The sequence below is a fragment of the Albibacterium sp. genome (assembly GCF_035514885.1).
In the GTDB taxonomy this organism is placed as follows: Bacteria; Bacteroidota; Bacteroidia; order Sphingobacteriales; family Sphingobacteriaceae; genus Albibacterium.
In genome coordinates this window covers 71998-85999 of the sequence record NZ_DATJCH010000005.1, presented here as the reverse complement: position 1 = coordinate 85999, position 14002 = coordinate 71998, and the positions used below count along the sequence as shown (strand labels likewise).

The window sequence follows — 14002 nt, the reverse complement described above, 5'->3', positions numbered from 1 at the left end:
TAATGGAATACGCAATTGTAGATATAGAAACAACAGGCGGTTATGCATCGGGAAGTGGTATAACGGAAATTGCTATTCTAATTCATAATGGGAAAACAATTATAGATCGCTACCAAACTCTGATTAATCCTCAGGTTCCGATACCAATTTACATTCAGGCATTGACCGGAATTACAGATGATATGGTTTGCGACAGTCCTGACTTTGGACAAGTAGCAGAACAGGTTTATAAGATTTTAGAAGGCCGCGTCTTCGTAGCTCATAATGTAAACTTTGACTACTCTTTCGTTAAGCATCATCTTGAAAATGCAGGCTATACTCTTAATGCACAAAAGCTTTGCACAGTTCGCTTAACTCGTAAAATAAAACCGGGACTGAAATCATACAGTCTGGGAAAACTCTGCGATGCATTGAAGATACCTTTAACAGATCGCCATCGAGCTGAAGGGGACGCTCAAGCTACAGCGATTCTTTTCTCTCGTTTACTTGAATGGGACACAGAAGGGCATATTACTATTATGCTGGGCAAAAAGTCAAAAGAACAACAATTACCACCCAATTTGCCTCACAAAGATTTTGAACAGCTGCCCCATTGTCCGGGAGTATATTATTTTAAAGATCAAACAGGAAAAGTTGTATATGTAGGAAAAGCAAAAAACATCCGTAAAAGAGTTTCTTCTCATTTTACAGGGCACAATCCAAAACCGCAACGTCAACATTTTCTGAGAAGCATCTATTCTATTCATTATGAAATCTGCGGTACTGAATTAATAGCTCTCCTGCTTGAAGCAGTAGAGATAAAACGTTTATGGCCTGTGTTTAATAAAGCTATTAAACGGCAAGAACCCAAATTTGCTCTTTATTCTTATGAAGATCAAAATGGTTACCTACACCTTGAAGTCGGTAATCATAAAAAAGGTTTAGATAATATACATACGTTTAATTTAAAAACTGAAGCGCTTAATCTACTATTCAAAATGATTCGCGACTTTGAATTACATCCAGGTTTATGTGGATTTAAATCAACTATTACACACGAACCCAAAGTTCAAGAGCCAGAAATAAAAGTTGCGGAATTACCTCCGCTAGAATATAATGACAGAGTATTAAATGCTATTGAACATTTGCATCTTACTATGCATTCTTTTATAATTTTAGATAAAGGCAGAAATGAAGATGAACAAAGTTGTATTTGGGTGGAGAACGGATGTTCTTATGGCTTCGGATATATTGAACACTACTCAGACATAAAAAATGTTGAAGAAGCCAAAAAGTCGATTAAACAATATCCTGCCACCAATTATATTATGCAATTAATCTATAATTATGCAGATAGGTTTCCGGAGAAAGTAGTACCCTTTTAAAAGAAATTTATCTTCTCATAAGAACATAACCAAACATTCATCTTAAAACAATGTTCTATAGGCATAAAGCCTGAGAATGAATAGTACAACATACGAAATAGAAGAAATTGATTCGCCCATAATAGCGGTTGCATTACACGACGGGCATTTCATAGCACCCGAAATCTTACCTCATATACACCTCGAAGAACATGAACGCTTTCGTGAGGAGGATCCATATACGGCTTACATGATAGATTTACCTGTAAGCCGAGTAAAGGTTCATACCTCGCGCTTTCAGGTTGATTTGAATCGGGTACCTGATAAGGCTATTTATATGGTTCCCGATGACGCTTGGGGCTTACAGGTCTGGAAAGATGGTTTTCCAGAAATTCTAAGCAGTGCCCTAATGGAATACTATCAGATGTTCTATGTAAGAATGCACGAACTGATCGAGACTGCCATCCATAAGTTTGGCTATTTTCTGATTTTGGATGTTCATTCCTATAATCATCGCAGGGAAAGCCCCGATAAAGCTAGTCCGGAAATTTCTAATCCGGAAATAAATATCGGCACCGCACATAACCATCCGAAGTGGCAACCTCTTATTCATCATTTTATGCAATATCTTTCTGCATGCTCAATTAATGGGAAGAATCCGGATGTAAGAGAAAATATTGTATTTAAAGGTGGTGGTTTCTCACAATGGGTTAATCAGAATTTTAGTGAAGATGGCTGTGTTATTTCTGTTGAATTTAAAAAAACTTTTATGGACGAATGGACAGGTCGAGCTTTTATCAATCATATTCAAGATATAAGAGGAGCTTTACTAGGTGCAATCCCTATTTTGAAACATCAATTGAATGCCTTTAGAAACAAGCAGTCATGATAACTACTCCCGAGAAGAAAATAATTAATCGGATTCTGGATAAGATTAAAAAGAAAGAGGCTGTTCATATCAATATTCCGGGCAACGGCTTGGTGAATATGGAGAAACCTGTCCCTTTTATGGTTGTCTATAGGATTCCACCGAATGGAAAAGATGGCTTTACCTCGAAATTAGGAAAAACAGAATCTTCCTATTTATATGCTGAAGATTCTCCGGAATTCAGCGAGATTGTGAAAAATATTGCAACTCATTTATCCGATCGATTTAAAGGATTTTTACTGTTTGAGGTCTGGCTTTCTGAAAAAGAAGAAACAATTCCGTTCACGGTACATGTTAGCCAAAAAAGTGGGCTCGAAGTAGCACAAAAACTAAAAGATGAACTTGGCAAGATCAACATTCTTGGAAGTTCTATGCGAACGGAAATAAATAAAGGAAAAAATGTAGTTGCCCCTCCTTATTATACACCTTTAATTAATGACAGGGATGCCAATAAATCTGGGATTACATTAATAGGACTGGAAATTGCACCCATTTACATGAATGTTGCTACCGGGAGAGCTTACCCGCTCTTTTTAAGAGATTTACGTTCAAAATTCAGTAAAGCCATACGCAAAAGCTTTTTTGAGTTTGTAAGAATGCATACCTCTTATAATGCTAGTAATTTTCAGATGTTGGGTACCACTAGTTTGGAGAAGAACGTATTCGATATAGATGAGGAACTGGGTAATTGCAGCAATCTTTTTGATTTCCTTTTATTGATTACGCCCATTAATGTAGACGATGCCTGGCTGACATTTAAAAAGTCGAAATATTTAAAACCTCCGATCTTTCACTACAGGCCTATGCCTATTGACCCTGAACTAATAAAAAGGAGACTTTATAATTTACCTATTGAAGATATTTCTGATCCAACATTGGCTTTCCTTTTTCGGGATAAACGAAAAGAGGTTGATAGAATGCTGGACATGATGATGGAACGTGAAAAACCTGATTTCTTATTGACCAGCATGCAGCTATTCGGGCCGATTGATGAGAAGCTGCTGGAAACTGCAAAGGCATTGCTGGTAGCTATTGATATACCCGATGAGCCTCCTGAAAAGAAAATGATAAGGGCACCGGAATTTGCAAGGATGGCAGAAAAAGAATTAGAATGGTTGAAATTACAAGACCCAAATATCTCAACTGTTGTTAGAATTCGGGATGATATTGACGGTATTCTTGTAAACAGAGGAATATTGAATATCAACAAGAACTTTCAGGTTTCTGAAGGCAGAGCATTTTCTCTTTTACAACATGAGATAGGGACGCATGTGGTAACTTATTATAATGGGAAGGCACAACCTCTTAAATTATTTTACATTGGTGTTCCGGGATATGAGGAACTGCAGGAAGGATTGGCTGTTTTTTCGGAGTATATAACTGATGGATTAACACCTAACCGTTTACGGACCATTGCAGCACGTGTTATTGCGGTTCAGCTTATGGTTTCTGGTAGTTCTTTTATAGATACCTTTTATGTATTAGTAGATAAATATCACTTTAGCAACAAAGCAGCTTTTACCATCACAATGCGAGTGTATCGGGGTGGTGGCCTAACTAAAGATGCTGTTTATTTAAAAGGATTACTCAATATTATATCGTACATTAAAAAAGGAAAAAGCATTGAGCCCTTATTAATCGGTAAAATAAGACAAGATTATATCCTTGTAGTACAAGAATTAATCCACAGACAAATACTATCAAAGATTCCCATAAAGCCGCGTTATTTAGATGAAAAATATGAATCCAAAATCGAAAACATTCGATCAGGAGGGAATGTTTTCAATTTGATCAGACATTAATCAATCATCAACATTTAAAGAAAAAACAATGAAAATAGGATTTGTAGTAAATCAAACCCCTAAGGAAATACCCGCGTATACAACAACAGGGTTGGCAATGCAAGCTAGCAAGATGGGCCATGAAATTTATTATATTGGTGTCGGCGACCTCACCTATATGAAAGATGAACAGATGGGTGCACATGCACGTAAAGGTCCGGAAAAACAATTTCGTACCAACGAGAACTTCCTTGAAGCAATTAAGAAGACTCCAAAAGAACCTGTCACTGCGAAAGAATTGGATATCTTAATGCTTAGAAACGACCCGTCAGTAGATTTCGACCATCGGCCTTGGGCCCAAAATGCGGGTATTGTATTTGGTCAATTAGCACAAAGACACGGTGTTGTTGTTCTTAACGACCCTAATACATTGGCGAATGCCTTAAATAAAATGTATTTCCAATATTTTCCAAAAACTGTAAGGCCTGAAACTATCATTACCAGGAATATTGAAGATATAAAAGCATTTTATAGAGATCGCAATAAGCATATTATTTTGAAACCACTACAAGGCTCAGGTGGTAAAAATGTATTTATGATTAAGAATGATATTAAGAATTTAAAACAAATTGTAGACGCTATTTCTCGTGATGGATTTGTGGTGGCACAAGAATATCTTCCAGAAGCTAAAAAGGGAGATATTCGATTGTTTCTTTTGGATGGACAACCTATCGTCGTTAATGGTAAAACTGCTGCCTTACATCGTACACAAGCAGAAAATGATATTCGAAGCAATGTGCATCAAGGTGGTGTAGCTAAAGTTGCCAAGCTTACAAAACGATGCTATGAAATTGTAGAAGAGGTTGCACCCAAACTTATAAAAGATGGCATGTTTCTAACAGGCTTAGACATTGTGGGTGATAAGTTAATGGAAGTGAATGTATTTAGTCCGGGTGGTTTAGGAAATGCAGGAAGGTTAAATGATGTAGACTTCTTTGAACCTGTTATTAAAGCAATGGAGAGGAAAGTATTGTAGTTAGTATAACTATAATAGTTATTAGCCAAACACTTCTTCTAAAATATAATGTGATTTTATATTACCAAAGTTTTCGATATGCAAGGCATAGTAATCCAGAATATGATTTAAAAGGATTCTTCTATCTTGCAAAGATATCTGTAAGGAGTAAATATCAGTAAAGGAACTCAACATCAGGTTTATCCAGTGTTGAGTTTCTTTATGTGTTAAATAAAATTGATGATAGGGTGGAAAGTTGCAGAACACCCCATCTTTTAAATCAAAATGGACAGGGTCTGCCTTATCCGGCAATACCGGATAGAAGCCCATAAATTTACTTAACCTAATTAAAAAATATAGATGAAAATTAGGAGACGCTTCTGAAGTACTGTCTAACCACGAAACAGCATAATAGATATATTCAAAAAGTGGTTCATCGGCACTTTGTTGCTTTAAACACTTTTGAAGAACTTCTGTGATAAAAATAGCAAGCGATCGCTTTTTATCATCGTAAGGGATGCTCTGAAAAAGGGGTAATTGCCGCGCTTCAGAAACACGCTGAATCCCGCCTGAGTTTTTATGATAAACTACCAAATCTAATAGATGGAGGGGTTGTAAAATGTTGATATGTATTTTCGCTCTGTTCTTTTTAACACCATTGATAATATAGGATTGCAGTCCAAAGCTTTCGGTAAATATTTGACAAATTACACTCGTTTCACCATGATTAATCGTTCTTAGTACTATTCCTCGGGTTTTATGTAGCATGTTAAAAAACTTCGGTCAAATGGGGAATAAAGATAATCAATCCACATATCAAGGCAAATAATGCTGCAATGAGCACAGCACCTGCAGCGGCATCCTTTGTTTTTTTAATTAAAGGATGATAGTCTGGCGATACTATATTAGATAATGATTCAATACTGGTATTTAACAATTCCGCAACCATAACTATGGCAATGGATAAAGTAATCCATAACCATTCGTGAGTTTCAATTTGAAGAAATATCCCGGCAGAAACAGCTAATAAAGCCGCTAGGACATGAATCTTAAAGTGCAGTTCACTCTTTATGGTGCTAACAATACCCGAAATAGCATAAGAAAAACCCTGGTATAGAGATGATTTAGGTGGTTTCATCTGTATCGTTTTGATGTTCGCTGCGTTCTTCAAGAATGCTCTTACGTTCAATTTTACGAATCAAACTGTAAATAATAGTGAGGAAACCTATACCGAATACAACTACTGACAACGTGAGTACCCATTTATATATACCATACTCCTCTCTTTGTAAAAAACTACCAAGTATCCCTATTAATATTCCTAAGGCTGTTGTTATGAGACCCCTACTCAAAAACTTATTCATTCTCATCATATCCTAATTTTTTATTTGCAAAAGTAGGCAAGCATTTTAATATCTTTATTAAGCGAATGCCATTTGTTCTTTTCTTATCCATTTCTAATTTAAGCATTTATTCTTAACTTTGCATCCTCAATTTTAGCTGCAAACACCTGATGTACAAAGAATATAAACACTTAAACTTATCTGAAATAGGAAAAGAAGTTCTGACTAACTGGAAGCAGAATGGGATTTTTGAAAAGAGTATCCAAAACAGACCTTCTTCCAAACCATATACTTTCTATGAAGGACCGCCCTCAGCCAATGGGATGCCTGGTATCCACCACGTTATGGCTCGTTCTATAAAAGATATTTTTTGCAGGTATAAAACACTGAAGGGTTTCCAAGTTAAACGTAAAGGTGGCTGGGATACGCATGGCTTACCGATTGAATTAGCTGTTGAAAAAACACTAGGAATTACAAAAGAAGATATTGGAAAGACCATAACCGTTGAAGAGTATAATGATTATTGCCGCAAAGAGGTAATGAAATATACGGACGTATGGAACGATCTGACTGAGAAAATGGGATATTGGGTAGACTTAAAGAACCCTTATATTACCTATGAAAACGAATATGTCGAAACTTTATGGTGGATATTAAAAGATTTCTATAAAAAGGGTTTACTCTACAAAGGATACACTATCCAACCTTATTCCCCTGCTGCCGGTACAGGCCTTAGTTCACATGAGCTTAATCAGCCAGGCACCTATCAGATGCTTAAGGACACAACCATTGTAGCAGAATTCCGCATTCGCAAGGATCAGGTACATCCCTTATTGAGCACTTTATTTGAATACGAGGAGGAAGATACAGCCTTTATTGCATGGACTACGACTCCGTGGACTCTGCCTGCAAACTCTGCCTTAATAGTTGGAAAGAACATTGACTATGTAAAGGTTCGTACCTTTAATGCCTACACTCATGTACCGGTAAGTGTAATTTTGGCTAAATCATTAATCGGAAACTTCTTTAAGAAAGAAGCTTTTGAGGCTGATTTCAAAACTTATCAGGCAGGCGACAAACTAATTCCCTGGGAAATTGCCGCTGAATTTAAAGGGGAAGATCTATTAAATCTTCGCTATCATCAATTAATGCCTTATGTAAGTTCTGAAGAACTTGAAGAAAATGCTTTTCGAGTTATTCATGGTGATTTTGTAAGTACAGAAGATGGAACAGGTATCGTGCACGCTGCGCCTACTTTTGGTGCAGATGACTTTCGTGTTTCTAAAGAAAACAACGTTCCCGGCATTTTAGTAAAAGACGAGAACGGTAAGGAGGTTCCAATTGTAGATCGCCAAGGTAGATTCGTAAAAGAAATCACTGACTATGCAGGTGACTTTGTAAAAGAAGAATATTATTCAGCTGAGGAACGAAAGCAGGAAGATTTTAGAGCAACAGATGTACGTATTGCTATTCAGCTGAAAGAAGAGAATAAAGCTTTTGATGTAAAAAAATATGAGCACAGCTATCCACATTGCTGGCGTACTGATAAACCGATACTTTATTATCCTTTGGATAGTTGGTTTATTAAAACAACAGCTGTTAAGGAAAAGATGGTTGCTCTTAATAATACCATTAACTGGAAACCGGAAGCTACAGGATCCGGACGTTTTGGAAATTGGCTTGAAAACTTAGTAGATTGGAATTTATCGCGCTCCCGTTTTTGGGGTACACCGTTGCCGATCTGGAGAAGTGAAGATGAAAACGAAGAAATCTGCATTGGTTCTATTGCAGAACTAAAAGAACATATCCAGAGAAGTCTGAACTCTGATGTATTATCAACAGATGAAAAAGATTACTTACAAGGATATCTTCAAAATATTGATCAGAAAAACTTTGATCTCCATAGACCCTATGTCGACAACCTGGTGTTAGTATCAGAAAATGGACAAAAACTTATTCGGGAACCTGACTTAATTGACGTTTGGTTTGATTCAGGAGCAATGCCTTATGCTCAGTGGGGTTTGGATCAGGAAAAGCTAGCTGCCGGTGATAAAAATCCATTTAAGGAAGGCTTTAAAACTGCTTACCCTGCAGATTTCATTGCAGAAGGTGTTGATCAAACCCGTGGTTGGTTCTTCACCTTGCATGCCATTTCAACCATGTTGAATGGCTCGATAGCTTTTAAAAACGTAGTTTCTAATGGCTTAGTTCTCGATAAGAATGGCAATAAGATGTCTAAGCGCTTGGGAAATGCGGCTGATCCTTTTCTAACTATTGAGAAATATGGTGCAGATGCAACTCGCTGGTATATGATTAGCAACGCATCTCCATGGGACAATTTAAAGTTTAATGAAGATGGTTTAGATGAGGTTCGTCGTAAATTTTTTGGGACGCTTTATAACACCTATGCATTCTTTGTTCTATATGCTAACATTGATAAATTCAACTACTCGGAAAAGGATATTCCTATCCAAGAGAGACCAGAAATTGACCAATGGATTATATCTCTTCTAAATAGTTTATGCTTAGAAGTAGATCAATATTACACTGAATTTGAACCTACAAAGGCAGCTCGGGCCATCCAGAGTTTCGTAGACGAAAATCTAAGTAATTGGTATGTTCGACTATCTCGTCGTCGTTTTTGGAAGGGAGACTATACCGCTGATAAAATTTCCGCATATCAAACGCTTTATACTTGTTTGATTACAATTTCAAAACTAATGTCGCCAATTGCGCCATTCTTTAGCGATCGCCTATTCCTTGATTTGAATACGGTTACTGGAAAAGATGAAGTTGAATCAGTACATCTTTCAAACTATCCAGAAGGGGATACACTTTTAATAGATAAGGACCTTGAAGAAAGAATGGCCTTAGCCCAGAATATATCTTCACTTGTGCTTTCTCTTCGCAAAAAGACAGGAATTAATGTACGCCAACCTCTTAATAGGATATTACTCCCTGTTTTAGACGCATCTTTTATAGAGAAAACTGAAAAAGTTAAGGATTTAATCCTTTCTGAGACTAATATCAAAAACATTGAGTATATTAAAGATGCGGCTGGCATTATCCGGAAAAAAATTAAACCCAACTTTAAGATTCTTGGCCCAAAAGTTGGAAAGAATATGAAAGCCGTCGGTTCAGCTATTTTAGAATTAGATGCACTTCAGATTCAAGAGCTTGAAGAAAATCAGACATTCAACCTAGCTGCATTGGATTATACAATTGGTTTAGAAGATGTTGAAATAGTGGCAGAGGATGTTGAGGGATGGCAAGTTGCTAATCTGGGTAAATTGACAGTAGCTCTGGATGTTCATATTTCACCTGAGCTAAAACAAGAAGGAATTGCAAGAGAACTTGTAAACCGTATTCAGAATTTAAGAAAGACTTTAGGTTTGGAAGTGACTGATAAAATAATTGTTAATATTGGTTACCAAACTGAAATTTGTGAAGCAGTTGAAAACAATTTAAGTTATATTCGCAACGAGATTTTGGCAGAAGAGTTATCTTACAAAAATGACCTTAATATTGGCGAAGAAGTTAGTATAGCAGACTGGAAGATAAAAGTTAATATTCAAAAGAAATAGATATTATGGCAAATACAGAAAAGACACGTTACAGTGACACCGAATTGCAAGAATTCAAAGACCTTATTACAGAAAAGATTCGTGTTGCAAGAGAAGAGCTATCGTCATTGACTCAATCATTAAGCAGTCCAAATAGTAACGGAACAGATGATACTGCAGGAACTTTTAAGACTTTAGAAGATGGATCAGCAACACTTGAGAAAGAGCAAATCAATCAATTGGCTGCGCGTCAGAAGAAGTTTATTGAAGGCTTAGAGGCAGCATTGGTTCGTATCGAAAATAAAACATATGGAATCTGTAGAGTTACCGGGAAGCTTATTCAAAAAGAACGATTACGCGCAGTTCCACATGCAACATTAAGCATGGAAGCAAAGTTAAATCAACGTAATTAAGAACGTTCCTGAACACAAAATGAAAGGCTTTACCAAACCTCTAATATTAATCTTTGTCACCTTATTTTTGGACCAAATCCTTAAATTCTGGATTAAACTAAACATGACACTGGGTCAGGAGTTTCATCTGATTAAAGATCGTGCAATAATCCATTTCACGGAAAATAATGGGATGGCTTTTGGTTTGGAGTTGGGCGGTGAAACCGGTAAGCTTATTCTATCCTTATTCAGAATTATAGCAATCCTGGGAATTGCTTATGGATTGTTTTATATGATTCGCAATAAATTTCATCGCGGTTTAATTCTAAATGTATCTCTCATATTCGCTGGAGCAATGGGTAATATTATTGACTCAGCTTTTTATGGTGTAATATTTAGCGAAAGTACCTGGTATGAAAGAGCGCATTTATTCCCTCCTGAAGGAGGATATTCAAGTTTCTTACATGGAAAAGTAGTTGATATGTTCTATTTCCCACTTATTAGTGGAAATCTTCCTCTCTGGTTACCTATTTGGGGGGGGCAGGACTTTACTTTCTTCCGTCCTGTTTTTAATCTGGCAGATACAGCTATTTCTATCGGAGTAATTTTAATCTTAATAGGTCAAAAACGATATTTCAAAGAAGAGGTCCCTGAAACCTCTCATATAAATAGTGAAATAGTAGAAGAATAATCCCACTATTTCAACAGTCTGAATTTTATTGTATTGCATCTATTCCAAAAGATTAGATGCAATTTTCTTTTATGGAAAAAGCAAGCCTCTGTTATCGCTAATTAAAAACAATTTGCTTAAATTGAGCATTATTGTTGTACAACAAAATCCATAATCATGAATTATAAAATCGCCTCCCTTAAAAAACTTCAGGAAGAGGGTAAGAATATTCATCGTCTTCCATTTTCCATTCGTATACTATTAGAAAATGTTCTTCGTAATCATGATGGCTTTGCCATCACGGATGAGCATTTGGATACATTAATAAATTGGAAAGCAGAAGGGACGGATAAAGATATCCCATTCAAACCGGCTCGTGTTTTAATGCAAGACTTCACGGGTGTTCCGGCTGTTGTAGATATCACTTCAATACGAGCAGAAGTTGTTAGAAAAGGTGGAGATGGCTCAAAAATAAATCCTGCAATACCAGTTGACTTGGTAATTGACCATTCTGTTCAAGTCGATTTTTTCGGAACAGATTATGCCTATCAGAAAAACGTAGAACTGGAATATGAACGAAATGCTGAACGTTATCAATTATTAAAGTGGGCACAGCAGGGTTTAACTAATTTAACGGTAGTACCTCCGGGAATGGGTATTTGTCACCAGGTTAATCTCGAATACCTTGCTAAAGGTGTAGTCGAAAGAGATGGCTGGGCATTTCCAGATACTTTAGTTGGAACTGATTCACATACACCAATGGTAAACGGAATCGGAGTTTTAGGTTGGGGAGTGGGTGGAATAGAAGCGGAAGCTGCAATGCTAGGGCAGCCTATCTATTTTACCTGTCCGCAAGTAGTTGGATTGAAACTATCAGGAGAGATTCCACAAGGGTGTACTGCAACAGATATGGTATTGACTATTACTAAATTATTAAGAGATACTGGTGTGGTGGGCAAATTTGTCGAAGTGTTCGGTGATGGATTGAACAAGCTAACAGTTACCGATAGAGCGACAATATCTAATATGTCGCCTGAATTTGGCTGTACAGTTACCTATTTTCCTATCGATGATCAAACACTTGATTATATGGATCGGACAAACCGGACTAAAGAACAGATAGAACTGGTTAGAGACTATTGCCAGGAAAACATGCTTTGGCGCACGGGTAAGGAAGAAATTGAATATTCCAGAATTGTAGAGCTAGATTTAAACACATTGGAGCCAACTGTATCCGGCCCTAAACGACCACAAGATAAAATATTAGTTAAAAATCTTGATAAAGCTTTCACTAGTATTTTATCAAAAGATTTTTCAAGAGATTATATCCCATTTGATAATAGAAGAGAGCACGTATGGCTTAATGAAGGAGGATCGGGCACACAATACACACAAAAAGACCATGACAAATTTAACTCTACTCTTGAAATTGAACCCAAAAATGGTTTGAGATCTGTCAAAATAAAATTAAAGAATGGTGAATATCGACTTAGTGACGGCAGCATTGTTATTGCTGCAATTACAAGCTGTACTAACACCTCCAACCCTACTGTAATGGTTGGTGCCGGACTGGTAGCTAAAAAGGCTGTTGAGCGAGGTTTAAGAACCCGCTCATGGGTAAAAACCAGTTTAGCTCCCGGATCAAAAGTGGTTACTCGTTACCTCGACCGTTCTGGCTTATCTACCGACTTAGAGGCTCTTCGATTCCATACTGTAGGCTATGGTTGCACTTCCTGTATTGGTAACAGTGGGCCACTACCGCCACATATTGCAGAAGCTGTAGATGCCAGTGAAATGGTCGTTGCTTCGGTATTATCCGGCAACAGAAACTTCGAAGCAAGGGTACACTCGCAAGTAAAGATGAACTTTCTGATGTCTCCCATGTTGGTAGTAGCCTATGCCCTCGTTGGACGGGTAGATGTTAATTTGTTAGAAGATCCTATATCTCATGATCCCAATGGGGAACCTGTTTATCTAAAAGACATCTGGCCTTCACAGGAAGAAATAAATCAGACAATTCGTGAAGCCATGCGGAAGGAAGATTTCAAAGAAGTATATGATGTAATATTTGACGGAGAAGAAGAATGGAAAAAACTTCCTGCCCCACAAGGAAAGGAATACACCTGGGATAATGTCTCTACTTATATCCGTGAAGTTCCATTCTTCCAAGATATCAGTGTTGATCCTTTAGCCCTACAAGATATTCACAATGCCCGTGTTCTGCTATTCTTAGGAGATTCTGTTACGACGGATCATATTTCTCCGGCAGGTTCCTTCAATGAACACAGTGCTGCAGGCCAATATCTATTGAGTAAAGGAGTTGAGAAGAAAGATTTCAATTCATATGGCTCCCGCCGGGGAAATCATGAAGTGATGATGCGAGGCACCTTTGCGAATGTTCGGATAAAAAATAAAATTACCGATCGTGAAGGAGGATACTCTACATATTTCCCAAGTAATGAAACTTTAACCGTATTTGATACGGCAATGAAATATAAAGAAACCGACACTCCGCTTGTTGTTTTAGCCGGTAAAGATTATGGAAGTGGTTCATCTCGCGACTGGGCAGCCAAAGGTCCTAGCCTATTAGGCATAAAGGCTGTAATCGCTGAAAGTTTTGAAAGAATACACCGAAGCAACCTTGTTGGTATGGGTGTATTGCCTCTTGAATTCCCAGAAGGTGAAAGTGCAGAATCACTTGGTTTATCAGGAAAAGAAGAGTTTACGATTACCGGTATTAGTGAGAATCTTACCCCATTCAAAAAGATTAAGGTGAGTGCTCTTAAGGAGAATGGTGAAAGAGTCGAATTTGAGGCAAAAGCCAGACTAGACTCTGAGATAGATGTCGAGTACTTTAAACATGGAGGTATCCTTCAATATGTATTAAGAAGCCACTTAAAGAAAGGGCATTAATAAAGATATACTCAAAAATAAAAATGCCCCAAGAGTTTCTTTGCTCTTTGGGGC

11 protein-coding genes are annotated in these 14002 nt (G+C 37.2%); 8 read left to right on the top strand and 3 right to left on the bottom strand.

Annotation, left to right across the window (positions count from 1 at the left end):
* The first annotated feature begins 2 nt into the window (after positions 1-2).
* The 4 genes from VL047_RS01055 to VL047_RS01040 all read left to right on the top strand — a co-directional run bounded on the left by VL047_RS01055 (position 3) and on the right by VL047_RS01040 (position 5088).
* Complete coding sequence (locus tag VL047_RS01055; RefSeq protein WP_325357632.1) at positions 3-1364, top strand: exonuclease domain-containing protein; 1362 nt, start codon at positions 3-5, stop codon at positions 1362-1364.
* A gap of 76 nt (positions 1365-1440) precedes the next feature.
* Positions 1441-2232 carry an N-formylglutamate amidohydrolase gene (locus VL047_RS01050; protein WP_325357630.1) on the top strand — a complete coding sequence of 264 codons (792 nt, stop codon included), beginning with the start codon at positions 1441-1443 and terminating at the stop codon, positions 2230-2232.
* Positions 2229-4073, top strand: a complete 1845-nt coding sequence (locus VL047_RS01045; RefSeq protein ID WP_325357628.1) for a flavohemoglobin expression-modulating QEGLA motif protein — start codon at positions 2229-2231, stop codon at positions 4071-4073. The genes VL047_RS01050 and VL047_RS01045 overlap by 4 nt, the downstream gene beginning before the upstream one ends.
* 28 nt (positions 4074-4101) lie before the next feature.
* The gene (locus VL047_RS01040; protein ID WP_325357626.1) at positions 4102-5088 is read left to right on the top strand and encodes a glutathione synthetase; all 987 of its coding nucleotides are present in this window, start codon (positions 4102-4104) and stop codon (positions 5086-5088) included.
* A 21-nt stretch (positions 5089-5109) separates the two neighbouring features.
* Here the strand turns inward: VL047_RS01040 and recO are convergent, their stop codons facing one another.
* Genes recO through VL047_RS01025 form a run of 3 tightly spaced genes read right to left on the bottom strand, consistent with a single transcriptional unit; the run spans position 5110 to position 6440 of the window.
* Positions 5110-5835 (bottom strand): DNA repair protein RecO, encoded by a 726-nt coding sequence (recO, locus tag VL047_RS01035; protein WP_325357624.1) that lies wholly within the window; start codon positions 5833-5835, stop codon positions 5110-5112.
* A gap of 1 nt (position 5836) precedes the next feature.
* Entirely contained in the window at positions 5837-6205 is a 369-nt protein-coding gene (locus VL047_RS01030; RefSeq protein WP_325357622.1) for a diacylglycerol kinase family protein, read from the bottom strand.
* A complete protein-coding gene (locus VL047_RS01025) occupies positions 6192-6440 on the bottom strand; it encodes a signal peptidase (RefSeq protein ID WP_325357620.1) in 249 nt (82 codons plus the stop codon). Before VL047_RS01025 ends, VL047_RS01030 begins: the two co-directional genes overlap by 14 nt.
* Positions 6441-6580: 140 nt before the next feature.
* Here VL047_RS01025 and ileS point away from each other — a divergent pair, with 140 nt between their 5' ends.
* The 4 genes from ileS (at position 6581) to acnA (ending at position 13948) form a co-directional block, all read left to right on the top strand.
* On the top strand, positions 6581-9994 hold the full coding sequence (ileS, locus tag VL047_RS01020) for an isoleucine--tRNA ligase (RefSeq protein ID WP_325357618.1): 3414 nt from the start codon (positions 6581-6583) through the stop codon (positions 9992-9994).
* A 5-nt stretch (positions 9995-9999) separates the two neighbouring features.
* On the top strand, positions 10000-10386 hold the full coding sequence (locus VL047_RS01015; RefSeq protein ID WP_325357616.1) for a TraR/DksA family transcriptional regulator: 387 nt from the start codon (positions 10000-10002) through the stop codon (positions 10384-10386).
* A 19-nt stretch (positions 10387-10405) separates the two neighbouring features.
* On the top strand, positions 10406-11056 hold the full coding sequence (locus VL047_RS01010) for a lipoprotein signal peptidase (RefSeq protein ID WP_325357613.1): 651 nt from the start codon (positions 10406-10408) through the stop codon (positions 11054-11056).
* A gap of 156 nt (positions 11057-11212) precedes the next feature.
* Positions 11213-13948, top strand: a complete 2736-nt coding sequence (acnA, locus tag VL047_RS01005; protein ID WP_325357611.1) for an aconitate hydratase AcnA — start codon at positions 11213-11215, stop codon at positions 13946-13948.
* Positions 13949-14002: the final 54 nt, after the last annotated feature.

Bases quoted from the DNA above. Each gene is read 5' to 3' on its own strand.
- ileS (WP_325357618.1), top strand. From the start codon at position 6,581: ATGTACAAAGAATATAAACACTTAAACTTATCTGAAATAGGAAAAGAA.
- VL047_RS01045 (WP_325357628.1), top strand. From the start codon at position 2,229: ATGATAACTACTCCCGAGAAGAAAATAATTAATCGGATTCTGGATAAG.
- VL047_RS01050 (WP_325357630.1), top strand. From the start codon at position 1,441: ATGAATAGTACAACATACGAAATAGAAGAAATTGATTCGCCCATAATA.
- VL047_RS01055 (WP_325357632.1), top strand. From the start codon at position 3: ATGGAATACGCAATTGTAGATATAGAAACAACAGGCGGTTATGCATCG.
- acnA (WP_325357611.1), top strand. From the start codon at position 11,213: ATGAATTATAAAATCGCCTCCCTTAAAAAACTTCAGGAAGAGGGTAAG.
- VL047_RS01025 (WP_325357620.1), bottom strand. From the start codon at position 6,440: ATGATGAGAATGAATAAGTTTTTGAGTAGGGGTCTCATAACAACAGCC.
- recO (WP_325357624.1), bottom strand. From the start codon at position 5,835: ATGCTACATAAAACCCGAGGAATAGTACTAAGAACGATTAATCATGGT.
- VL047_RS01030 (WP_325357622.1), bottom strand. From the start codon at position 6,205: ATGAAACCACCTAAATCATCTCTATACCAGGGTTTTTCTTATGCTATT.
- VL047_RS01010 (WP_325357613.1), top strand. From the start codon at position 10,406: ATGAAAGGCTTTACCAAACCTCTAATATTAATCTTTGTCACCTTATTT.
- VL047_RS01015 (WP_325357616.1), top strand. From the start codon at position 10,000: ATGGCAAATACAGAAAAGACACGTTACAGTGACACCGAATTGCAAGAA.
- VL047_RS01040 (WP_325357626.1), top strand. From the start codon at position 4,102: ATGAAAATAGGATTTGTAGTAAATCAAACCCCTAAGGAAATACCCGCG.